This is a genomic window from Amycolatopsis pittospori, from assembly GCF_013870525.1.
In the GTDB taxonomy this organism is placed as follows: Bacteria; Actinomycetota; Actinomycetes; order Mycobacteriales; family Pseudonocardiaceae; genus Amycolatopsis; species Amycolatopsis pittospori.
Map to the genome: position 1 here is coordinate 1 of NZ_JACBXD010000008.1, position 21,030 is coordinate 21,030.

Annotated in this window: 22 protein-coding genes and 1 pseudogene; 12 read left to right on the top strand and 11 right to left on the bottom strand. The window is 69.3% G+C overall.

All coding sequences use genetic code 11. The features are described 5' to 3' along the window. Window positions 1–1,006 (bottom strand): MFS transporter (locus H5J31_RS06185; RefSeq protein WP_181771490.1); only part of this gene is annotated, 1,006 nt, incomplete at its 3' end. Window positions 1,007–1,135: 129 nt separating this feature from the next. Between H5J31_RS06185 and H5J31_RS06190 the strand changes: the two genes are divergently transcribed. Beyond that, window positions 1,136–1,426 (top strand): hypothetical protein, encoded by a 291-nt coding sequence (locus H5J31_RS06190; protein ID WP_181771491.1) that lies wholly within the window; start codon window positions 1,136–1,138, stop codon window positions 1,424–1,426. Window positions 1,427–1,438: 12 nt separating this feature from the next. Here the strand turns inward: H5J31_RS06190 and H5J31_RS06195 are convergent, their stop codons facing one another. Further along, window positions 1,439–2,377 carry a GlxA family transcriptional regulator gene (locus H5J31_RS06195; RefSeq protein WP_181771492.1) on the bottom strand — a complete coding sequence of 313 codons (939 nt, stop codon included), beginning with the start codon at window positions 2,375–2,377 and terminating at the stop codon, window positions 1,439–1,441. Between the two features lie 93 nt (window positions 2,378–2,470). Between H5J31_RS06195 and H5J31_RS06200 the strand changes: the two genes are divergently transcribed. Genes H5J31_RS06200 through rnhA form a run of 4 tightly spaced genes read left to right on the top strand, consistent with a single transcriptional unit; the run spans window position 2,471 to window position 4,956 of the window. After that, on the top strand, window positions 2,471–2,890 hold the full coding sequence (locus H5J31_RS06200; RefSeq protein WP_181771493.1) for a DUF6010 family protein: 420 nt from the start codon (window positions 2,471–2,473) through the stop codon (window positions 2,888–2,890). Between the two features lie 21 nt (window positions 2,891–2,911). Then, window positions 2,912–3,205 (top strand): putative quinol monooxygenase, encoded by a 294-nt coding sequence (locus H5J31_RS06205; RefSeq protein ID WP_181771494.1) that lies wholly within the window; start codon window positions 2,912–2,914, stop codon window positions 3,203–3,205. Between the two features lie 44 nt (window positions 3,206–3,249). Next, a complete protein-coding gene (gene dinB, locus H5J31_RS06210; RefSeq protein ID WP_181771495.1) occupies window positions 3,250–4,440 on the top strand; it encodes a DNA polymerase IV in 1,191 nt (396 codons plus the stop codon). A gap of 21 nt (window positions 4,441–4,461) precedes the next feature. Beyond that, on the top strand, window positions 4,462–4,956 hold the full coding sequence (gene rnhA, locus H5J31_RS06215) for a ribonuclease HI (RefSeq protein WP_328701392.1): 495 nt from the start codon (window positions 4,462–4,464) through the stop codon (window positions 4,954–4,956). 6 nt (window positions 4,957–4,962) lie between these two features. Here the strand turns inward: rnhA and H5J31_RS06220 are convergent, their stop codons facing one another. The 4 genes from H5J31_RS06220 to H5J31_RS06235 all read right to left on the bottom strand — a co-directional run bounded on the left by H5J31_RS06220 (window position 4,963) and on the right by H5J31_RS06235 (window position 8,429). Beyond that, window positions 4,963–5,634 (bottom strand): hypothetical protein, encoded by a 672-nt coding sequence (locus tag H5J31_RS06220; RefSeq protein ID WP_181771496.1) that lies wholly within the window; start codon window positions 5,632–5,634, stop codon window positions 4,963–4,965. Window positions 5,635–5,830: 196 nt separating this feature from the next. After that, entirely contained in the window at window positions 5,831–6,328 is a 498-nt protein-coding gene (locus H5J31_RS06225) for a GerMN domain-containing protein (RefSeq protein WP_181771497.1), read from the bottom strand. Next, window positions 6,325–7,737: a sensor histidine kinase gene (locus H5J31_RS06230; protein ID WP_181771498.1), complete on the bottom strand. Its 1,413-nt coding sequence runs from the start codon at window positions 7,735–7,737 to the stop codon at window positions 6,325–6,327. Before H5J31_RS06230 ends, H5J31_RS06225 begins: the two co-directional genes overlap by 4 nt. Further along, window positions 7,734–8,429 carry a response regulator gene (locus H5J31_RS06235; protein WP_181771499.1) on the bottom strand — a complete coding sequence of 232 codons (696 nt, stop codon included), beginning with the start codon at window positions 8,427–8,429 and terminating at the stop codon, window positions 7,734–7,736. Before H5J31_RS06235 ends, H5J31_RS06230 begins: the two co-directional genes overlap by 4 nt. Before the next feature lie 110 nt (window positions 8,430–8,539). Here H5J31_RS06235 and H5J31_RS06240 point away from each other — a divergent pair, with 110 nt between their 5' ends. Continuing rightward, window positions 8,540–9,487, top strand: a complete 948-nt coding sequence (locus H5J31_RS06240) for a phosphatase PAP2 family protein (protein ID WP_181771500.1) — start codon at window positions 8,540–8,542, stop codon at window positions 9,485–9,487. A 98-nt stretch (window positions 9,488–9,585) separates the two neighbouring features. On the opposite strand, the gene H5J31_RS06245 is transcribed toward H5J31_RS06240, so the two are convergent. Next, window positions 9,586–11,133 carry a GGDEF domain-containing protein gene (locus H5J31_RS06245; protein WP_181771501.1) on the bottom strand — a complete coding sequence of 516 codons (1,548 nt, stop codon included), beginning with the start codon at window positions 11,131–11,133 and terminating at the stop codon, window positions 9,586–9,588. 140 nt (window positions 11,134–11,273) lie between these two features. On the opposite strand from H5J31_RS06245, the gene H5J31_RS06250 reads away from it, so the two are divergent. Beyond that, a complete protein-coding gene (locus H5J31_RS06250; RefSeq protein ID WP_181771502.1) occupies window positions 11,274–12,497 on the top strand; it encodes a cytochrome P450 family protein in 1,224 nt (407 codons plus the stop codon). A gap of 111 nt (window positions 12,498–12,608) precedes the next feature. On the opposite strand, the gene H5J31_RS06255 is transcribed toward H5J31_RS06250, so the two are convergent. Continuing rightward, complete coding sequence (locus H5J31_RS06255) at window positions 12,609–14,891, bottom strand: ATP-binding protein (protein WP_328701393.1); 2,283 nt, start codon at window positions 14,889–14,891, stop codon at window positions 12,609–12,611. A gap of 456 nt (window positions 14,892–15,347) precedes the next feature. Between H5J31_RS06255 and H5J31_RS06260 the strand changes: the two genes are divergently transcribed. Then, the gene (locus H5J31_RS06260) at window positions 15,348–16,283 is read left to right on the top strand and encodes a DMT family transporter (RefSeq protein WP_181771504.1); all 936 of its coding nucleotides are present in this window, start codon (window positions 15,348–15,350) and stop codon (window positions 16,281–16,283) included. Here H5J31_RS06260 and H5J31_RS06265 read toward each other — a convergent pair. Beyond that, on the bottom strand, window positions 16,208–16,714 hold the full coding sequence (locus H5J31_RS06265) for a GNAT family N-acetyltransferase (RefSeq protein WP_407925040.1): 507 nt from the start codon (window positions 16,712–16,714) through the stop codon (window positions 16,208–16,210). The two genes, H5J31_RS06260 and H5J31_RS06265, sit on opposite strands and share 76 nt — an antisense overlap. A gap of 135 nt (window positions 16,715–16,849) precedes the next feature. Here H5J31_RS06265 and H5J31_RS06270 point away from each other — a divergent pair, with 135 nt between their 5' ends. Then, window positions 16,850–17,050, top strand: coding sequence for a hypothetical protein (locus H5J31_RS06270; protein ID WP_181771506.1), 201 nt, complete (start codon window positions 16,850–16,852; stop codon window positions 17,048–17,050). 13 nt (window positions 17,051–17,063) lie between these two features. Here the strand turns inward: H5J31_RS06270 and H5J31_RS06275 are convergent. Beyond that, window positions 17,064–17,288 (bottom strand): annotated as a pseudogene (locus H5J31_RS06275) (VOC family protein); the annotation flags it as partial. Window positions 17,289–17,321: 33 nt separating this feature from the next. Continuing rightward, complete coding sequence (locus H5J31_RS06280) at window positions 17,322–17,933, bottom strand: TetR/AcrR family transcriptional regulator (protein WP_181771507.1); 612 nt, start codon at window positions 17,931–17,933, stop codon at window positions 17,322–17,324. Between the two features lie 108 nt (window positions 17,934–18,041). Here H5J31_RS06280 and H5J31_RS40385 point away from each other — a divergent pair, with 108 nt between their 5' ends. The 3 genes from H5J31_RS40385 (at window position 18,042) to fgd (ending at window position 20,959) form a co-directional block, all read left to right on the top strand. Then, entirely contained in the window at window positions 18,042–19,265 is a 1,224-nt protein-coding gene (locus H5J31_RS40385; protein WP_181771508.1) for a lipase family protein, read from the top strand. A 19-nt stretch (window positions 19,266–19,284) separates the two neighbouring features. Continuing rightward, on the top strand, window positions 19,285–19,806 hold the full coding sequence (locus H5J31_RS06290) for a hypothetical protein (protein ID WP_181771509.1): 522 nt from the start codon (window positions 19,285–19,287) through the stop codon (window positions 19,804–19,806). Between the two features lie 148 nt (window positions 19,807–19,954). Further along, entirely contained in the window at window positions 19,955–20,959 is a 1,005-nt protein-coding gene (gene fgd / locus H5J31_RS06295; RefSeq protein WP_181771510.1) for a glucose-6-phosphate dehydrogenase (coenzyme-F420), read from the top strand. The last annotated feature ends 71 nt before the right edge of the window (window positions 20,960–21,030 follow it).

Sequence of the window (21,030 nt, forward strand, 5' to 3'; positions counted from 1 at the left end):
CTCGGTGTTCGGCGGGCGCGGCGAGGCTGTACTGCGTCTGGGTGATCATGTCGTGCGCGGAGAACACGCCCGAGATCGTCCACAGCACTACGAGCGTGACCAGGCCTGGTGCCCAGCCGGTCGGGATCAGCACCAGGCTGCTCGCGACGGTCAGCGCGCCCAGGACCTTGACCTGCCGTTCCCGGGGGATCCGGCTCAGCAGGATCCCGCCGAGCACCGAACCGACCGGGTTCGCGGCCAGGAGCCACGGCAGGGCACCCGCCCCGCCGAGTTCGGCGGCGACCGGGACGGCGAGGCCTTCGGGCACGACGTAGAAACCACAGCAGCAGGCGATGAGCAGCAGCCAGCGCAGCTTGCGGTCACGGGCGACCAGGCGGCATCCCTCGATCAGGGAGGGTCGCGCGTGGTGACGCGGCGCCGCGGGCGGGTACCGCTTGAGCCCGAAGCGGAGCATGACCGCCGAGAGCGCGAACGTTCCCGCGTCGATCAGCAGCGCGCCGGGAACGCCGAGGCCGGTGACGACGGCGGCGCCCGCGCCGAAACCGACCACGAGCCCGGCCTGATACGTCGAGGAGATGACGGCCTGGCCGACGACCAGCCTGTCCGGGTCGAGCAGATCCGGCAGCATCGCCTGGCGCGCCGCGTAGAAGGGACCGGCCATCAGCTGCACGAGGAACAACAGCGCGGCCGCGGCGGGCAGCGGCAGGCCGGGCACCGCCATCAGCGCGATCAGGACCGCGCGGCCGACGTCGGCCGCCACCATCACGGTGCGGCGCGAGAACCGGTCGGCGATCCCGCCCAGCGCTCCGCCGAGAAGATCGGGCACGAAAGTCAGCGCGTACGCGGCCGACGCCCAGCCCGCGGACGCCGTCCGGTCGAACACCAGCACCGTGAGCGCGACCCTGGCCAGCTGGTCGCCGGCCACCGAGAGCAGATGCGCGAGCCAGATCCGGCGGAACTCGGCGACCGCGAAGACACTGCGGAACGTCGCCGCCCGTGCTGGCATGCGCCTCAGGCTGTCGTGAAGCGGCCACTTTGCGCAACCCCCGAAAAAGTTCGAAAAATATCCGGGCCGGTGTCGAACCGGGGCGAGTCCGTTCGACGTGTGAGTAAGAGACGAGGAACGGAGAATCCGATGTCGCATTCACTGGGGCCGCTGGCGAACAACCTGGCCGCCTACGCCATCTACTCGACCGCGCAGACCGAGATGCGCCACGCCTACAAACTGATCGAGGTGGGCGACTACCTCGGTGCCGCCGCCGAGATCGACTCCGCCGCGCACGCCGCCGAGGTGCTCGCCCGCGCCACCTTCGACCTGGACGCCGAACGCTCCGAACGATGGCTCAGAGTCGTCGCCGCCCGAAGGCGTTTCGCCGAGCAGGCCCGCGTGCGCGCCGGAGAACGCGAACTTGCGCTCGCCGCCTGATCTTCCTGCCGCTCAACGGAAAGCGCGACGATAGGTCAGCGGACTGACACCGGTCGTCCGCTTGAACCGGTCGCGAAACGACGTGGGGGAGCCGAAACCGACGTCGGCGCCGATCCGCTCGACGGCGTCTTGAGTGGTCTCCAGAAGATGTTGCGCCTGCCGGATACGCGCCCGATGCAGCCACTGCAACGGTGTCGTCCCGGTCTGTTCGCGGAAATGCCGGATCAGCGTGCGCGTACTCGTTCCGGCCCGGGCGGCGATATCCGCCAGGCTGAGGTCGTGGGCGAGATTCTCTTGCATCCACAGCAAAGTCGGCTCCAGCGCGGCTCCTCGCGGTGCGGGCGGATGCTGAAGCGCGATGAATTGCGCCTGACCGCCTTCCCGTTCCAGCGGCATCACCGAAAGGCGGGCCGCGTCGGCCGCGACGGCGGATCCGTAGTCGTGGCGGATCAGGTGCAGGCACAGGTCGAGCCCCGCGGCGGCGCCGGCGGAGGTGAGGATCTGCCCGTTGTCGACGTAGAGGACGTCCGGGTCGACGTCGATCTCCGGGTAGGACTCGGCGAGTACCTCGGCCGCGACCCAATGCGTGGTGGCGCGGAGGCCGTCGAGCAGGCCCGCGGCGGCGAGAACGAAGGTGCCGGAACAGATCGAGGCGATCCGCTTTCCCTTCGCGGCGGCCGAAGTGAGCGCGTCGCGGACGGCGGGCGGCAGCGGCTGGGCCGGTTTCGCGGTGCCCGGGACGATGATCGTGTCGGCCTCGCACAGCACTTCCAGGCCCCAGGGCGCGCGCAGGCTGAAGTGCCCGGCGTCGACGTCCGGATGTTCGGCGCAGATGAGGACGCGGTAGCCGGCGCTCCCGTCCGGCAGCCGGGTCCTGGTGAAGACCTCGATGGGCGTGGACAGGTCGAACGGGATCACCTGGTCCAGCGCGAGCACGGCGACGGTGTGCATGACCGCGAACCTACCGCGAGGATGGCGGGATCCCGTTGGAAGGCGTCGTTCACGCCACTGGGAGCGGACGCGGCCGGGTTCTAGCGTCGAACCATGATGATCATCGCGCCGATTCTGATCGGGCTCGTCTACGTCGTGCTGATGTCGCTCATCCACGAGCCGCATCGCCGCCGCTTCAACGCGATCATGGTCGCGGGCGCCGGTGCCGCGTATCTGAGCGGCGGCGCGCTCGGTGGCTGGGAATTCGCCTTCATCGCCGTCGTGACCTACGTGGCCTACCGCGGCCTCGAATCGTGGACGTTCATCGGGATCGCCTGGCTGCTGCACACCGGCTGGGACGTCGTCCATCACCTCAAAGGCGCTCCGCTCATCCCGTTCGCGGAACACTCTTCGTTCGGCTGCGCGATCTGCGACCCGGTGATCGCCATCTGGTGCTTCGCGGGCGGACGATCGGTGACGGATTTCGTCCGCGCCCGTGTCGGTTCCCGTCGCGTGCGTTCGTCGGTCGGGTGAAACGACCGGAAGGAGACACGGATGACGGTGATCGTCGCGGGGAAGGTGTACGTGGACCCGGAGGTGCGGGACCCGTACGTCGAAGGCCATCAGGTGATCGTCGAGCGGGCGCGCGTGTATCCCGGCTGTCTCGACGTGTCGATCTCGCCGGATCCGCTCGAAGCGGGCCGGGTGAACATCTTCGAGCACTTCGAGTCGGAGGAGGTGCTGGACGCCTGGCGCGCGATCTCGCCCGCGCCCACGTTCACGGCCGAGATCCGGGACGTCGAGGTCCTCAAACACCGGATCGCGCGTTCGGGTCCGCCGTTCGACTGAACCGGGTCTTGGCTGGTAGGCCGCTTGATGCGAACATATGTTCTATGACGATCGAGGGTCCCATCCTGCACGCCGACCTGGATTCGTTCTACGCCTCGGTCGAGCAGCGGGACGACCCGAGCCTGCGCGGGCGGCCGGTCATCGTCGGCGGCGGTGTGGTGCTGGCGGCCAGTTACGAGGCCAAGGCGTACGGCGTGCGGACGGCGATGGGCGGCGGTCAGGCGCGGCGGCTGTGCCCGCACGCGATCGTGGTCCCGCCGCGGATGCACGCCTATTCGGCGGCGAGCAAGGCCGTCTTCGAGGTCTTCGACAACACGACGCCGCTGGTGGAGGGCATTTCGATCGACGAGGCCTTCCTCGACGTCGGTGGGCTGCTGAAGATCGCGGGCACGCCGAGCCAGATCGCCGCGAAACTGCGCCGGGACATCCTGGAGCAGGTCGGTCTGCCGATCACGGTGGGCGTCGCAAGGACGAAGTTCCTCGCGAAGGTCGCCAGCGGTGTCGCGAAACCCGACGGCCTCCTCGTCGTCCCGCACGACGGCGAACTGGAGTTCCTGCACCCGCTGCCGGTCGAGCGACTGTGGGGCGTCGGGAAGGTGACCGCGCGGAAGCTGCGCGAGCGCGGGGTGACGACGGTCGGGCAGATGGAGGGGTTCGGCGAGAAGGAACTCGTGCGGATGCTCGGCCGCGGTGTCGGCGTTCACCTGCATGCCTTGTCCCACAACGACGATCCGCGGCGGGTGCAGACCGGCCGGCGTCGCCGGTCGATCGGGGCGCAGCGCGCGCTCGGCAGCAGACCGCGGTCACCCGCCGAACTCGACGCTATGCTGCTGACGCTGGCCGACAGGCTCGCCCGGCGGTTGCGCGCCGCGCACCGGGTGTGCCGGACCGTCGTGCTGCGGATGCGGTTCGCCGACTTCACCAAGGCCACGCGCTCGCACACCCTGCTGGAGGCGACCGAACAGACCGGCACGATCGTCGCGGCCGCGCGAGATCTGCTCGCCGCGGCGAGACCGCTGATCGACGAACGCGGGCTCACCCTGATCGGCCTCGCGCTCACCAACCTGTCGAAGGACGACGCGATCCAGCTGGCGTTGCCGTTCGAGGCGAAACCGAGGGACGCGCTGGACTCGACGCTCGACACCGTCCGGGACCGCTTCGGATCGAAGTCCATCACCAGAGCCGTGCACCTGGGGCAGGCCGAGCAGCCGTGGGTGCCGCTGCTACCGGACTGACCCCGTCGCTAGGGTGTCCCGGTGGTGGATTCAACGGGTTCGGTCGAGATCTACACCGACGGCGCGTGCAGCGGGAATCCCGGTCCCGGCGGCTGGGGCGCGGTCCTGCGGTACGGCACGGTCGAGAAGGAGATCTACGGCGGCGAACTCGGGCCGACCACGAACAACCGGATGGAACTGACCGCGCCCATCGAGGCGCTGGAAAGCCTGAAGCGCCGGGTCACGGTGAACATCTACACCGACAGCACGTACGTCCGGAACGGCATCACCAGCTGGGTGCGGAACTGGAAGAACAACGGCTGGATGACCTCGGCGAAGACGCCGGTCAAGAACGCGGACCTGTGGCGCCGTCTCGACGAGGCCGCTTCGCGGCACGACGTCGAATGGCACTGGGTCAAGGGGCACGCGGGGCACCCGGAGAACGAGCGAGCGGACCGGCTCGCCGTCAAGGGCGTGGAAGAGGTCGTCGGCCGACCCGTCGTCCAGCCCGGCGAGCGGTCCGCCCGGCGTCGTTAGGAACCGTCAGCAGCTGACGTTGACCTTGGCGCTCTTGGAGAACGACACGTGGACGTGGTCCATGTGGTTGGCGGTCGCGCCGCCGCGGTCCTCCATGGTGTCCCAGCCGCTGCCGTCGTTGTAGCGCTGGCGCCAGATGACGTACGTGACGCCGAAGTCCTTCTGGTTGGCCAGGATGTAGTCGGCGATGGCGTTGCCGGTGGCGGTGTCCACCATGAAGTCCAGCGCGAGGCCGGAGGGGTGGTCGCTGGCGTTCGCACGGCCGGCGACGCCGCCGATGTTCTTGACACCGAACTTCGCCTTGATGTGATTGCCGACCTGTGCCACATGGGGCTTGGTGCCGGAGAGGCTGGTCGAACAGGAGGCCGTCGCGGCCGGCACGGTCTTCTTGACCGGGGCGGGGGCCTTGGTCGACGTCGTCGGCTTCGGGGGAGCCGCGGTGGTCGACGGGGGTGGGGTCGTCGTGCTGGAAGGCGGGGTGCTGCTGGTCGACGGCGGGGGAGTCACGCTGGAGATCGGGGGAGTCTGCAGCGAGAGCGCGGCACTGGCCGCTTCGACGTCGGGGGAACCCGCGGTGGTCAGCCACATCGACGCCGGGAGCGCCGTGGCGACCGCTGCCGCGATACCCGCGGGGAGCTTCCACTTCGGAGCGTTGGTCTTGCGATGTCTGCCGGCCATTTCTCTGATCACTCACCACTTCGGGGACGGGAACTCGCGTCGGGGGCCGCGAGCTCCGGGCAACATTACGAAATGGACACGGCAAAGTCACGCCCGAGTGTTGTCGCCCACAGTTACCTTGATCGTTGAACCGAAGTGGGCTCACGTCCGTACAGACACAAGAAGTGCTTTTATGTGAGCACTGTGAGTGATCGGTTCAGCCGGATTTGCAGGCCTGGAACTGTGCCTCACCGTCCGGTGAGATCACGGTCATCCCCGGGACGCGCGGAGCCCGCCCCATCGCCGTCGACGCTGAAATCGCGGTACAAACCAGCTGGTTGACGGCTTGCCCGGACAATTTCCGCGCGCTGAACGGCAGGGAGATATAGCCCGGATCGCCCGAAGAAACCGCGATGCCGCTCACTTCGGGCGGCACGAACGTCGTCAGCCCCTGCGCGGCCTCTTCCTCGCTCGGTCCCTTGAGAAGCAGCATGAGTGCGCCTTCGGGGGAGATGAACCCTTCCGTCGGCCGGGTCACCGGGATGACGCGCCCCTCGGAGACGAAATACAGGGTCACGCCACCCATGACGGTCGTCCCCGTGGTCGGGCGGATCGACGGTCCGGGTCCGGCCGGGATGACGCCGGTCGGCTGCACGCCGCAGGCGGTCACCAGCGTCGCGGCCGCCAGGATCGCGAGAACGCGCGCCTTCCTCATCGGGTCACCCCCTCTGCCCGGTTCGGGATGCGCAGGACGAACCGTGCGCCGTGGCCGGTGTTGGCCGCGGTGATGTCGCCGCCGTGCAGCCGGGCGTTCTCCAGCGCGATCGCCAGGCCCAGGCCGCTGCCTTCGGACCGGGCGCGGGAGGTGTCCGCCTTGGTGAACCGGTCGAACACATGCGGCAGGACCTCGGGGTCGATCCCGGGACCGTGGTCGTCGACCTCCAGGGTGACACCGTCGTCGTGGGTGCGCAGGCGGACCTCGACCGGGCCGGACCCGTGCCGGAACGCGTTGCCGACGAGGTTGGCCACGATCAGGTCGAGCCGCCGCCGGTCGACCCGGGCGATGACGCCTTCCGGCAGGTCGGTCACCAGGTCTTCGCCGTCCCGCCAGCCCCGGGCGTCGAGGCTGTCGCGGATCGCCGTCGCGAGATCCCATTCGTCGAGGACGAGTTCGGCGCGGCCCGCGTCGAACCGGGAGATCTCGACCAGATCCTGAACCAGCCGCGTCAGCCTGCGGGTCTCTCCGGAGACCAGCCGCGCCGCGACCGCGGTGTCCGGCGGCAGGGCCTCCGCGTCCTCGTCCAGGACGTCGGTGACCGCGTTCATCGCCGCGAGCGGGGTACGCAGTTCATGGGAGACGTCGGCCACGAACCGGCGGGCGTCGGCCTCCATCGACCGAAGCTCGCCGACCGTCCGCTCCAGCTCGGCGGCCGTGTTGTTGAAGGTCGTGACCAGTTCGGCCAGCTCGTCCGACCCCTTGGCGGGCAGCCGGACGTCGAGTCTCCCCTCGCCGAGCTGGGCCGCCGCGGTGTTGAGCGCGCGCACCGGCCGCAGCACCTGTCTGGCCGCCAGCAGGGCGAGCGCGGCGGCGAGCGGCAGGGCGAGCGCCGCCATCTGCCAGGCGTACTTCGCGAGTTCTTCGATGGCCTGTTGCTGCTGGGCGAGTGAGGTGAGCGAGTAGACCTGGAGCCCGCTGGGTCCCATCGACCCGTCCGGCTGCCGCGACAGCACCGGCATGCCGACCAGGAGTTCGGGGACGGCGTCGCGGTCCAGGCGCTGGAACTGGATCCGGTTGTCGGTGGAGACCGTCTCCCTCAGTTCGGTGGAGAACGTGGTCAGATCCGGACCGTTGACCGACCGCATGCTCCGGTAGACCGCGACCGCGTTCAACCGCAGGCTGCCGGCGAAGTCGTTGAGCTGTTCCTGGGTCGGCGGTGTGGACAGCGGGCGACCGTACGCGGCGACCCGGTCCTTGAGCTGGTTCATCGCCGCGTCCTGGACGGCCCCGAGAATGGCGTTCCTGGCCGAGACGTAGCTGGCCCCGGCCGCGGCGGCCGCCCCGATGAGCGTCATCGCCGCGAAGGCCAGGATGAGCCGGGGCCGCAGGCCGGAGAGGACCCTCATGAACGGCCGAACCGGTACCCGAAGCCGCGGACGGTCTGGACGTGGTCGGGTTTCGCGGGCACGTCTTCGATCTTCGCGCGTAACCGCTGGACACAGGCGTCGACCAGCCGGGAGTCGCCGAGGTAGTCGTGATCCCAGACGGCGGAGAGGATCTGCTGACGGCTGTAGACCTGCCCGGGCGTGCGCGACAGTTCCAGCAGCAGCTTCAGCTCCGTCGGGGTGAGCGAAACCGGCTCGCCGTTCTTCGTGACCACCAGCCCGGCCCGGTCGATGACCAGCCCGCCGTGCCGTTCGGCGGCGGCGTCGTCGTCGGCGTTCGCGGGCTTCTCGCTCACCGCGCGGCGCAGGACGGCGCGGATCCGGGCGTCGAGCACCCGGGGTTCGATCGGCTTGGTCACGTAGTCGTCGGCGCCCGCCTCCAGGCCGGCCACGATGTCGAAGTCGTCGCTGCGGGCGGTGAGCATGATGATCGGGACCTCGCCGGCGGCGCGGATGCGACGGCAGGTCTCGAAGCCGTCGATTCCGGGCAGCATGAGGTCCAGCACGACGATGTCGGGCTGGTACACCCGCAGTTTCTCCAGGCCGAGCTCACCGCTTTCGGCGGTGTGGACGGTGTGCGCCTGGCGGCGCAGAGCGAGTTCCAGCCCCTCTCGCACGGACGCGTCGTCTTCGATCAAAAGGACACTTGCCACGCCGCCATTATTCGGATGTCACGGCGCGAGTGCGACTCGGCTCGATCTTGTAGCAGAACCATGACATTGTCCGGACCTCTTGGCTAAACGGCGCCGGGACAGTGAGATGCATGGCCGTACTCACCCCCGAAGCGAAGCAGACCCCCGCCCACCGCCCGTCGCCCGGACGGCACGCCGAGACCCGGCTCACCCTGTCCCGGGCCGTGTTCCAGCTCTCCACCGGACTGGGGCTGGCCGTCGCGTTCGCCGTGACCTTCGTGCTCTTCGTGCACACGTCGGCGGGCCAGCTCGCGGAGAACGGCGTCGTCCGCAGCGCGCAGTCCGGCCGATGGTCCACAATGGACTGGGCTGGCCCGTTGCGGGACCAGGACATGGTGCTGGTGATCGGCGCGGCCGCGGTGGCACTGGTCGTCCTCGCCCTGCTCCGCCGGAAACCCGGTCTGCTGATCCCCGCACTGAGCGTCCTCGTACTCCCGCTCGTCACCGCGCAGTTGCTCAAGCTGTACGTGCTCGAACGTCCGGAACTGCCCGACGGCGGTTACGGACCCGGCCACAACAGCTTCCCCAGTGGGCACGTCAGTGCCGCCATGGCGATCCTGATGGCGGCCGCTTTCGTTCTGCCCCAACGATTCCGCCCGGTGATGATCGGGCTGGGCGGCGTCGTGGTCGCCTGGGTCGCGTCGTCGACCATCGCCCTCGGCTGGCACCGCCTGTCCGACACCGCCGGTGCCTGCCTGCTGGGCGCGTCGTTCGCCTGCCTCCTCGCCGCCTGGCTCACCACCCGGCGCCGCGACCTCCGCCGCACACCCGCCTGGCTCGTGGCGGTGGCCGCCGTCCTGCCGACGGTGATCGTGCTGATCGGCTTCGCCGTGCTCAGCACCGCGACCGCCGGCGCCGCCCAGTTCGTCGCCGCGCTGGTGCTGGCCGCGCTGTCCGCGGTGGGGATCGTGCTGGTCGCGCTGTGGCCGCTGCGCGGATCGGCGTTCGAACGGCGCGCCGGCGTCGAGACCCGCGTGGTCGACGACCTGCTCGAGACCCGCCTCGTGACCCGCCGCTGACGCGGGCCTTCGGAGGTGCCCCGAATGTCACGTATGGGACGGAACCGTCTCATACGTGACATCGGTGTTCGGAGCCGCATTCAGAGGACTAAATGCGATCACCACTCTCGGCGTGAGTCCCCGGCCCGGCTCAGCGGCGAAGTGGGTGCCCGCGGCGCGGGAGGCTCAGGCGCCGAAGCGAGGACCGGAGCCAGTACCACCCGATTCCGCCCACCCCGCTTGGCCTCGTACATCGCCGAGTCCGCGGCACGGAAGAGCTCGCCGTAGTCCGTCGAGTGCTCCGGCGAGAGTCCGACCCCGATCGACACCGTGCAGCCGTGGATCGGCCCCACGGCGCGGGGTTCGTTGGTGGCGTGACCGCTGGCGAGTTCCGTCAGCCCGGTGATCGCCGTCGCGGCGACCGCCGACCGGATCCGTTCTGCGACCCGCAGGGCCTCGTCGCGAGTGGTGTCCGGCAGCAGGACGGCGAACTCCTCGCCGCCCCACCGGCCGACGACGTCGGAGGCGCGCGTGTTCTGGCGCAGCACCGCGCTGACGCAGCCGAGCACGATGTCACCGCCGGAGTGCCCGTACTTGTCGTTCCACTGCTTGAAGTGGTCGAGGTCCAGCATCAGGAACGCCGTCGGCCGCTCGTCGGTCTGGTCTTCGAGCAGCCGGAGGGCCGCCGGGGCGTGGAACGAGTCCTCGGTCAGCAGACCGGTCTTCCGGTCGCGCTGGCTGCGCGCGATCGTGTCCGCGAGGGCCTGCGAGAGCCGCGTCGAACGGAGCGCGACGCCGATCATCACCAGCGGCACGAGCGCGATGTTGACCGCGCCGAGGATCGTGGTGCACGCGGCGAGCTGGAGCGCGTAGACGAAGTCGGCGTTGTCGGCCCAGCTGCCGATCAGCTTCTGGCGTCGCCAGCCGCCCCAGGCCAGGCCGCGCGCGATGCTGATCAGGAGCGTCTGCGACGCGAAGTACCAGAGCGCGGCGCCCACCAGTGCGACGGCGGCGAACACGATGTCGCCCGCCTGCTGGGGGAGCATGCCCGATTCGAGCCAGGTGTGCAGTGACGTCAGTTCGGTGATCGTGTGCACGCCGAGGATGGACGCCGCGTGCGCGGCGGTGGTGAAGAGGAACGTCGTCATCGCCTTGTGCGCGATGGAGTAGCGCTGCACGCGCACCATCAGCAGCAGTGCGAGCGACAACGTGGGCGGCAGCAGGACGGCCGCGCTGCCCAGCCAGACCGCGGTCTGGTCGATGTGCTCACCGCGGCGGTCGTCGGCGCGGCGCTGTTCTTCGGGGTGCTGGGTCTGGATGAGGTACCAGATGGCGCAGCCGGCGATGACGGCGAAGCGGACGAGGTCCGTGGTCGTCGCGGAGGCCTTGAAGCCGCTGTAGAGCGCCCAGCCCGCGACGGCGATCTCGGCGCCGAGCATCCAGACGATGGCCGCGGGCGGCAGCCGCCACAGTTCCCAGCCCGCCGGATGCCGGAGCGTGTTCCAGGCACGGCTTCGGAGCCGCCAGACCCGGGCGGCGGCCAGACCGACGGTGTCGGCGAACCCGCGAAGCGGTCCGGCCTGCTGCTCAGTGCCCGCATCGCGGTCGTGCATGCCGGTCTTCGGTTCGTTCCGTAGCCCGAACTCGCTGACGACGGCCACCTCCATCCGTTACGCACCGCACCCGCCTCGATCTTGCTGGTCACCACAAGAGGGTGACAGGGGGACCGCGTTGACGATCGCGTGAGACAGGCCAATGCCTGCGTTCGCCGGACGCGATACCGCCACAAGCTGGCAGGGTGACTCGTATGCCAGAAGCCGCATACGACGCCGAAGCGGGCCCGGTCATGTTCGGTCCGGAATTCGACCGGAATCCTTCTCCTGCTTACGAATGGCTGCGTGCGAACGCGCCCGCCTTCCGGCTTCCGTTGCCCGGCGACACCTGGACGTGGTTGCTGACCCGGCACGCGGACGTCGTTTCGGCGATGGCCGACCCGAGGCTGTCCAAATGCCCGTCCGTGGCCTCCGAACACTGGCGCAAGGCCAATCTCGGGCTCCCCGCCGACCACCGGCCGACGCTCATCGGGCATATGAACAACGTCGAGGGCGATGAGCACGCACGGCTGCGCAAGGCGTGTGCCGGCGCGTTCGGGCCGCGGCGGCTGCACCATATGCGCGACCGCACGCACCGGCTGGCGAACGAACTGCTCGACCCGATCCTGGAACGCGGCGAGGGCGATCTCGTAGAGGATTTCGCCTACCCGTTGGGGATCCGTTCGATCTGCGAACTGATCGGCATCCCGGACACACTCCTGGACGAGGTCCGCCCGCCCGCGCTGGTGGTCGCCGCCGGCGACGTCACCGACATGGCGTCGATGCTGAAGGCGACCGACGAGCTGGACGAACTGCTCGCCGACGTCGTCGCGCGGAAACGCACCGAACCCGGCGCGGACCTGATCAGCGACCTGCTCACGCAGGAGGCCGACGGGAAACTGACCGATCAAGAGGTCGCGGCGACGGCGTTCCTTTCGCTGATCGCCGGGCACGAGACGACGATCAGCCTCATCGCGTCCACCGCGCTGACCCTCATCACGCATCCGGAGGAGGCGGCCCGTGCCCGCGCCGACGGCGCGCATCTGACGCTCGTCATCGAGGAGGTCCTGCGCCGCGACACCCCGCTCCAGAACACGAGCTGGCGTTTCGTCACCGAGCCGATGGAACTCGCGGGGCAGCGGATGGAGGCGGGCGACCCGATCCTGTTGTCGTTGCTGGCGGCCAATCGCGACCCCGAGGTCCACCCGGACCCGCTCGCCTTCCGGCCCGGCGAACGCCCGGTGCGGCATGTGGCGTTCGGCGTCGGACCGCATATCTGCATCGGCGCCGCACTCGCGCGGATGCAGGCGTCCGCGGCGCTGGAGACGCTGTTCGACCGCGCGCCGTCGATGACGCTGACCGTGCCGGAGGACAGGCTCGTGTGGTGGCCGAGCGCGATCACCCGCGGTCTGCACAACCTGCCGGTGAAGCTGTCCTGAGGGGGACGGCGAAGGCGTGACACGCGTGCGCGGACACGTGACTCGCGTGATCCGGGTTTGAGCACGCGAGATCCGAGTCCGAGCACGCGAGTGCGGCCTCGCGTCACCGCTCTAGACAGCGCCTTCGATCCGGCCCCGCAGCACGCTCGCCTTCCGGTCGTCGAGGTCCATGACGAGCTGCAGCGCGTCGCGCCACACCTCCAGCGCGTCTTTGGCATGGCCTTGTTCGGCCAGCGCGCAGCCGCGTTCGTCGAGCGCGTCGGCCTGTCCCCAGACGTCGCCGCAGTTCCGGTACGCGGTCAGTGCCTGGTCGCAGTAACCGAGTGCCTGGTCGAGGTCGCCGAAGCGGCGGCAGGTCCGGGCGAGCGGCACCAGCGCGAAGCCCATGCCGTGCTGGTCGGCGTCCTTCGCGTAGACGTCGAGGGCGCGGCGGCCGTGGTCGAGGGCGAGGTCGTGTTCGCCGAGGTCCCGGTAGGCGCGGCCGAGGTGGACCCGCGCGGTCGCTTCGCCGAGCTGGTAACCGATCCGCGCGCACACGTCGACGCCGTCGCCGATCAGCCGGACGGCACCGGCGTAGTCCTCCCGCTCGTGCGCGATGTTGCCGAGTCCCACCAGCGCCCAGCCGAGACTCGGGTTCTCGCCGATCTCCTCGGCGAGGTCGACGGCCTGACCGAACAGTTCGTGCGCCCGGTCGAGATCGCCGCGCCGACGATGCGCCTCCGCGAGGTTGATCGCCGACCACGCCAGCCCGCCGAGGTCGCCGCCCGCCTTCGCGGACTCGATCGCGACGTCGTGGCTGGAGATCCAGGTCTGCCAAGGACGACCGAGCAGGTGGTAGTCGAACATCTCCACCGGCAGCCGCCAGCCGATCTCGTACAGGCCGTGGTCCAGTGCCAGCCGCGCGACGCCGGTGATGCTCGGCATCTCCTCCGCGCACCAGATGTAGGCGTCGTCGAACGTCTCGAACCGCAGCGGCTCGACGCCTTCGGGAGCCGGGCCGAGGTCGACGTGGTGATCGCGCGCCGGGGTCAGCCTCCAGCTCGCCGCGTTGGCGGCGTAGAGATACCAGTGCGTCAGCCGGGAGACCGCGGCCTGCCGTTCGTCCCGCCATTGCTCGGTGGCCGCCTCTTCGGCGGCGTAGACGCGGAGCAGATCGTGGAAGCGGTAGTACCGCGCGCCGACCTGCTGGACGAGATGGGCCTGGACGAGTTTGTCGACAAGGCGCCGCGCGTCGTGTTCGGGCAGTCCGGCGAGCGCGGCGGCGGCGCCTGAGGTGAATCGCGGACCCGGGTGGACACCGAGCAGCCGGAACATGCGGGCGGTGTCGGCGTCGAGCGCTCGGTAGGACCAGCTGAAGGCGGCCCGGACCCCGACGGCGTCGTCGTCGACGGCGAGCAGTTCCAGCCGCCGTCCCTCGGCGACGAGTTCGCGGGCGAGTTCGCCGACGCTCTGATGAGGATGCGTGGCGACCCGTTCGGCGGCGATGTTCACGGCCAGCGGCAGCGCCGCGCACAACCGCACCAGCCGGCCGACACCTTCGGGATCACCTGCCGCGCGGTCGGCGCCGATGAGGTCGGCCATGAGCCGCGTCGCTTCGAGATCTTCCAGTGGCTCCAACGAAACCTGGACCGCGCCGCTGCCGACGACCAGTCCGGAGAGCCGCCGCCTGCTGGTGATCAGCACGGTGGTGTCCGGAGTGCCGGGCAGTACCGGGCGCACCTGATGCGAGTCGAGCGCGTTGTCCAGGACGACGAGCGTGCGCTGTCCGCGAAGCAGGCCGCGCAGCAGCGCGAGTCGCATGTGCTCCTCGGCGGGGATGCGGTCGGGGCGGACTCCGACACAGCGGAGGAGATCATCGAGGATGTCCGCGGGCTGCGCGGGGGAGCCCGCCGCGTAACCGCGCAGATCCGACCAGAGGACGCCGTCGAACTCCTCTTGCCGCCGGTTCGCCCATTTCAGGACGAGCGCGGTCTTCCCGACCCCGGGCGGTCCCGCCACGAAGACCACTTTGGCCGGTCCCGTGAACACCGTTTCGTCGAGCAGCGTGAAGTGTTCCTCGCGGCCGACGAAATGGCTCGGCGGTGGCGGAAGGTGAACATACGGTTCCGCGCGGGCGGCTTCGGCGAGCACGACCAGCGTGCCGCCCGCCTCCAGCGCGCGATCGCAGGCTTCGGCGAATTCCACACTCGGCGGGGTGAGCCCGCGTTCGACCCGGCTGATGAGGCTCTTGTCGACATAGGCGAGTTTCTGGAGTTCGCGCAGTGCCAGCCCTTTGGCCTGGCGCCGTTGTCGCAGGGCGCGCCCGAACTGCAAGGCGGCCGTCGAAACCGGTCGCGGTTCCGCCCGTGCTTTCCCGGTTTCCCCGGATCTGGCCGAGCCGGAATTCTCGGTCACCAGAAGCACCTTTCTTCCCTGCTTCGCGGCAGATCGTGCCACAAGGGTACGGCGCCTGGCAGGGCCATCTGCCGATTCGCCGCTGGGCGGAATGGCTCCGCGTGCGACAACCTTCCCATTACATGGGTCACAAGACGGCCACCGGGTGTGCGGATGAGGAAAGTCAGCCCCCAAACTGTGCGAGAACGCGCCCGTTCCCCACCGGTGCGCCAGTCGAAAGGGAGGTGGATCATGCGCGACCGCGAAATGTGAGCAGGCCCTTGTTCCGCCTTGCGAGCAACCGGGCGAGTACTGATCTCCTCGCAAGCCGGTCGTGGTCGCCTCTCCGGCGGCCACGACCGTGACCTTTCGGAACGTGTAGGACCGCTTAACGTCGGTGTAGATCTTTTCACTTGTCCTGTCGAGTCGCGGGAGGCAGCTTGGAGAGGTATCGAGCGGCTCCGCGAAAGGACGACAGTGAGCATTGGCGCGCCGGGAACCCTGATCCGGATGGGCGTTCTCGCCCTGCTCTGGGGATCGGGGTTCCTGTGGATCAAACTCGCGTTGACCGGGCTGTCGCCCATCCAGGTCACCGTCGTCCGCTGCGCCCTCGGCGCGGCCGTCCTTCTCGTACTGAGCCGCTGGGCTGGGCAACGCCTTCCGCGTGACCGCCGGATCTGGGGCAGGCTCCTCGTCGCCGCCTTCTTCTGCAACGCCCTGCCGTTCGCGTTGTTCAGCATCGGCGAACTGACCGTCGACTCCGGTATCGCCGGCGTGATGAACGCGACGACTCCGTTGTGGTCGTTGCTGATCGGTATCGGGATCGGTACCGAACGTCGCATCACCGTGGTCCGCGTGGGCGGGCTGATCCTCGGCTTCGCCGGCATCCTGCTGATCTTCGCGCCCTGGCAGAAGAGCGGCCTGCTCGGCTGGGGGACGCTGGCGCTGCTCGGCGCCGGAGTCAGCTACGCCATCGCTTTCGCTTACATGGGGCGGAAACTCGTCGGCCAGGGCGGTCCGATCGCGATCTCCGCCGCGCAGTTGCTGACGGCCACCGGGTTGAGCGCGGTCGCACTGCCGTTCGACGCGACACCGACCGGACCACTGAACGTGACCGCGGTGATCGCCGTGGTCGTCCTCGGGATCTTCGGCACCGGCATCACCTTCTACCTCAACTACCGGCTCATCGAGGACGAAGGCGCGACGTCGGCGGCGACCGTCGGCTACCTGTTGCCGGTCGTTTCGGTGGCGCTGGGCGCGATCGTGCTCGGCGAGGAACTGGGCCTTCGCGTGCTGGCCGGGATGGCGGTGGTGCTGATCGGCGTCGCGCTGACCCGCTACGTGAGGTCTTCGGCGAGCAAATCCATCAGCAGTCCGTCGTGCCAGCCGTCGCCCTCGGTGTCGCGTTCGTAACGGCGCATCACGCCGACCTCGCGGAAACCGACCGCCTTGTAGCAGCGGATCGCGGCGTCGTTGTCCACCGCGGGGTCGATCACCAGCCGATGGTGGCCGCGATCGTGCACGAGGTGGCGGGCCATGGTGCGGACGGTGTCCGTGCCGAGCCCGCGGCCGTGCGCCTCCGGATCGAGGAACAGGTCGACCGACGCGTGCCGGTACATCGGGTCCTCTTCTTCGCCGTACTGGACGAAACCTCGTACGACGCTGCCCTCCAGGACGGTGAAGCAGGACGTCGTCGGGTCGTCGAACGGCCAGGTGGGGGAGTCGTCGACCGAACCCCAGCGGGCTCGGACCCCCGCCGTACGGCGGATCCGCCGCAGTTCCGGGACATGGGCCTCGGTGACCGGGGCCAGTATCACGACTTCCCCGCGCAACTCGGTGGTCAGTTCCCGCTCCGTCCGCTCGTTCGAGTGGCGCCAGTCTAGAGAGAAATCGCGGGGCGCGCCGCCGGGACAGCACTAAGGCAGGGGGTCTTCTCGGTCCGGATCGGGTATCAACGACAGGGGAAGGAGAGGTGGGTCATGGGGAACCTGTACGAGGAACTGCGTCCGGCCGGTGAACTGATCGACGGCGGGGAGACGGCCGTGCGCGCGGCGGTGCTGCGCAAGGCGACCGAAACGGTGGTCGCGAACGCCCGCGACGCGAAGGATTGCCGGATGCTGCTGGAGATGCTCGGGCTGCACTCGCGCCTCGCGGTGGAAGAGGCCGACGAGGCGGCCTGAGTCCACACGGGACTCAGCGCCGGGGCAGCACGCAGAATTCGTTGCCTTCGGGGTCGGTCATGACGACCCAGTCGTCGTCTTCGGGGTCGTCGACGATCTTGGCGCCGAGCGAAACCAGACGAGCGACCTCTTCGCGCTGGTCGAGTTCGGTGGGGGCGATGTCGAGGTGCAGCCGGTTCTTGCCGGACTTCGCCTCGGGAACGGGCTGGAAGAGCAGACTCGGGACGTCGGGGCTCCTTTCACGGTGCCACGGACCGGCGGGGCTCGCAGATCAGCTGGGACGCGGCGTGATCAGCAGGCGCAGGACGTCGGTGAAGAGCGTTTCGGGGACCGCGCCGGCGTCGACCCCGCGCTCGACGGCGAGGCCGTTCGACAACGCGAGGATCACCACCGCCAGCTGTTCGGCCGGAAGCGGGAGTTCCACCGAGTGCGCGCCGGCCGCCTTGCGGATCGCGCCGGTGATGGCCTCGCGCAGGCGGGCCCGACGCTCGGCGAAACCGGCGTGGATCGCGGGGTCCCGCATCGCGAGGCCCCAGTACTCCAGCAGCAGCCGGTGCCAGGTGGCGTCGGTGCCGATGCCGCTCAGCAGCCGGGCCCCGGCTTCGGCCGTGGCCTCCTCCAGGTCGGCGATCTCGTCGAAGACCGCGGTGGCGGCGCCCATCCGGTCGACGATGTGCTCTTCCATGATCGTCAGCACCAGATCGTCGCGGCCGCTGAAGTTCGAGTACACGGCGCCCTTGGTGAGCCCGGCTTCGGCCGCGATGTCGTTGAGCGAAGTACCCGCGATGCCTTGACGGGCGAACACGGCCGTCGCCGCGTCGAGCACGCGCCGCCGGGTTTCGGCCCGGCTCGGACGGGTGCGGGGAGGGCGTGAGGCGGCCATGGAACCGGAGGGTACAACCCGCTGACTCCGGCTCCGGACATTGACTGTGATCTGGCTCATATGGTACTCAGGCAACTCGATACCGTTCGGTATTGAGTTGGAGGTCCCGTGTTCGCAGTCACCGTCGACGCGCGCCGCGCCCTGGCCGTCCTGGCCGCCGCCTTCGTCGCTCTCGCCACCCTCGCCGTCGCCGCACAGCCCGTGCGCGCCGCCGATTTCCCGCAGAATCCTCGTAACGATCCCTTCTACGCCCAGCCTTCGCCGTTCCCCGACGTCGAGCCGGGCAGTGTGCTCGATTCCCGGCCGGTCACCATCCGGGCGCTGGCCCTGCCGGTGCCGATCCGCGCCTGGCAGGTCAAGTACAAGTCCACCGACACGCGGGGGAGGCCGGTCGCCGACGTCGCGACGGTCCTCCAGCCGCTCTTTCCGCCCCTGGGGCAACGAAAACTCGTTTCGTACCAGACGGCGCAGGACGGTCTCAGCACCGATTGCGCGCCGTCGTACGTCCTGCGGACCGGGCTGGCCCTGCCCGCGGAAGAACTCGCCCTGATGGTGCCGCTGCTGGCCGCGGGGCACACCGTCGTCACCTCGGATTACGAAGGTCCCGACTCGCAGTGGACGGCCGGGCTCAACACAGCGCACGGCGTCATCGACGGAATCCGCGCGGCACAACGGTTCGCGCCCGCGCGGCTGAACGGTGCCGCCACGCCGACGGCGTTGATGGGCTACTCCGGCGGCGCGCTGGCGAGCCAGTGGGCCAACGAGATCCAGCCGTCGTACGCGCCCGAACTCAAGTTCGCCGCCGTCGCGGCGGGCGGTGTCCCGGCCGACATGGGCTACATCGCCCGGCAGATCGACGGCGGACCGCTTTCGGGTATCTACATCGGAGCGGCCGTCGGGCTGAGCCGCGCGTACCCGGAGATCGACCTCGCGACCCTCCTCAACGAACGCGGCAAGACGGCGTTCGCCGAAGTCGGGAAGCAGTGCATCGACCAGTTCAGCGTCGGGCAGGCGTTCCGGCGCATGGCCGACTACGTGACCGTGCCGGAACTGCTCGACGTGCCCGCGGTGAAGAAGGTCATCGCCGAGAACGTCATGGGCGGACACAAACCCGGCTCGCCGACGTACTTCTACCAAGGCATCTTCGACGAACTGACCCCGATCCCGCCGGTCGACAAGCTGGTCGCGAAGTACTGCGCGGCCGGCGTGAAGATCAAGTACAACCGGATCCCGGTCGGCGAGCACGTGACGGTGGCCGTCCAGGGCGCGCCCGGCGCGCTCGCCTACGTCAACGACCGGCTCGCCGGAAAACCGGTGCCGAGTAGCTGCTGATCACCGGCATACTCCGCTGGTGGCCTTCTTCGACATCGACGGATACGAACCCGTGTGGCTCTCCGGACTCTCCGAGATCCGGAGAGCCCACGGGGATCGCCTGCGCAGCCTGGTGGGCAAGCGGCTCCAGCGCGTCCACCTGACCTGGTTCGTCGAATACGACGAGTGGCTGGAGGACGCGCCGGTCATCGTCGACTTCGGTGACGAACGACTGGAGATCAGGCACTTCGAGTTCGACGACCTTTCGCTCACCTGGAACACGATCGACCCGTACGGCAGGGCCGAGTGGAACTGGGGCGACCCGGCGGAGCCCAGCCCGCTGCGATGGCGGCACGACACCCGCCCCGAACTGTCCGCTTTGGAGGGACAGGTGCTCCAGGACGTCGAACTGCTCGAGTGGACGGGACAGGACATGGCACGCGGCGTGGTCGACCTCGGCTTCGTCTTCCCGCACGGCCGCTTCACCGTCATCAACGCCATGGACGAGAACGGCCTCGAGTTCACCGAGCCGGGCCCCTCCTCCCGAAGGCATCGCGTTTAGTCCTCTGAATGCGATGGGGTTCGGCGCATTCCCGACCGCCCAGTGGCGTTCCCGACACCGCCGACCTCGTCGAACCATGGGCGGACCTGATCGACTCTGTGCCAAGGTGAAGAGCGGAACAACCCAAGAGCCCAGGTGGTGACCCCGGATGGCACTGAAGATCGGTTACAAGGCGTCGGCCGAGCAATTCGGCCCGCGCGACCTCGTCGAGTACTCCGTGCTCGCCGAGCAGGTCGGGCTGGACAGCGTGATGGTCAGCGACCATTTCCAGCCCTGGCGGCATCAGGGCGGGCACGCGCCGTTCTCGTTCGCGTGGATGGCGGCGGTCGGTGAGCGCACCGAACGGGTGGTTCTCGGCACCAGCGTGCTGACGGCGACCTTCCGCTACAACCCGGCCGTGGTGGCGCAGGCGTTCGGCACGCTCGGCAGCCTGTACCCGGGCCGCGTCCTGCTCGGCGTCGGCAGCGGCGAGGCGCTCAACGAGGTCGCGGTCGCCCGCATCGAGTGGCCCGCGTTCAAGGAGCGGTTCGCGCGGCTGCGCGAGGCGATCGAGTTGATGCGGAAGCTGTGGTCCGAGGAGCGCGTGACCTTCGAGGGCGAGTACTACCAGACCACCGACGCGACCGTGTACGACCGACCCGAGGGCGGGGTGCCGATCTACATCGCGGCCGGCGGCCCGGTGATGGCGAAGTACGTCGGCAAGCAGGGCGACGGCTTCATCTGCACCAGCGGCAAGGGCATGGACCTCTACACCGAGAAGCTGCTGCCCGCGGTCGCGGAAGGCGCGGAGCAGGTCGGCCGGAGCACCGGCGACATCGACAAGATGATCGAGATCAAGCTGTCCTACGACCCGGATCCGGCGCAGGCGCTGGAGAACACCCGGTTCTGGGCGCCGCTCTCGCTGACGCCGGAGCAGAAGGCGGGTATCGAGGACCCGTCCGAGATGGAGAAGGCGGCGGACGCGCTCCCGATCGAGCAGGTCGCGAAGCGCTGGATCGTCACCTCCGACCCGGCCGACGCCGTCGAGCAGATCAAGCCGTACGTCGAAGCCGGGTTCAACCACCTGGTCTTCCACGGACCGGGCCACGACCAGGAGCGGTTCCTGCGCTCGTTCTCGGAGCAGGTCGTCCCGGGGCTCCGCGAACTCGGCTGACGCCCGCGCGGGTGGCGGCACCGTTCACCTGGCGCCGCCACCCGGCTCCCGGCTGGTGAGACTTTCTTGAC

Excerpts from the sequence above, each read along its gene's own strand:
- H5J31_RS06190 (WP_181771491.1), top strand. The coding sequence starts at position 1,136 with ATGTCGCATTCACTGGGGCCGCTGGCGAACAACCTGGCCGCCTACGCC.
- H5J31_RS06195 (WP_181771492.1), bottom strand. The coding sequence starts at position 2,377 with ATGCACACCGTCGCCGTGCTCGCGCTGGACCAGGTGATCCCGTTCGAC.
- H5J31_RS06200 (WP_181771493.1), top strand. The coding sequence starts at position 2,471 with ATGATGATCATCGCGCCGATTCTGATCGGGCTCGTCTACGTCGTGCTG.
- H5J31_RS06205 (WP_181771494.1), top strand. The coding sequence starts at position 2,912 with ATGACGGTGATCGTCGCGGGGAAGGTGTACGTGGACCCGGAGGTGCGG.
- dinB (WP_181771495.1), top strand. The coding sequence starts at position 3,250 with ATGACGATCGAGGGTCCCATCCTGCACGCCGACCTGGATTCGTTCTAC.
- H5J31_RS06220 (WP_181771496.1), bottom strand. The coding sequence starts at position 5,634 with ATGGCCGGCAGACATCGCAAGACCAACGCTCCGAAGTGGAAGCTCCCC.
- H5J31_RS06225 (WP_181771497.1), bottom strand. The coding sequence starts at position 6,328 with ATGAGGAAGGCGCGCGTTCTCGCGATCCTGGCGGCCGCGACGCTGGTG.
- H5J31_RS06230 (WP_181771498.1), bottom strand. The coding sequence starts at position 7,737 with ATGAGGGTCCTCTCCGGCCTGCGGCCCCGGCTCATCCTGGCCTTCGCG.
- H5J31_RS06240 (WP_181771500.1), top strand. The coding sequence starts at position 8,540 with ATGGCCGTACTCACCCCCGAAGCGAAGCAGACCCCCGCCCACCGCCCG.
- H5J31_RS06245 (WP_181771501.1), bottom strand. The coding sequence starts at position 11,133 with ATGGAGGTGGCCGTCGTCAGCGAGTTCGGGCTACGGAACGAACCGAAG.
- H5J31_RS06250 (WP_181771502.1), top strand. The coding sequence starts at position 11,274 with ATGCCAGAAGCCGCATACGACGCCGAAGCGGGCCCGGTCATGTTCGGT.
- H5J31_RS06270 (WP_181771506.1), top strand. The coding sequence starts at position 16,850 with ATGGGGAACCTGTACGAGGAACTGCGTCCGGCCGGTGAACTGATCGAC.
- H5J31_RS06280 (WP_181771507.1), bottom strand. The coding sequence starts at position 17,933 with ATGGCCGCCTCACGCCCTCCCCGCACCCGTCCGAGCCGGGCCGAAACC.
- fgd (WP_181771510.1), top strand. The coding sequence starts at position 19,955 with ATGGCACTGAAGATCGGTTACAAGGCGTCGGCCGAGCAATTCGGCCCG.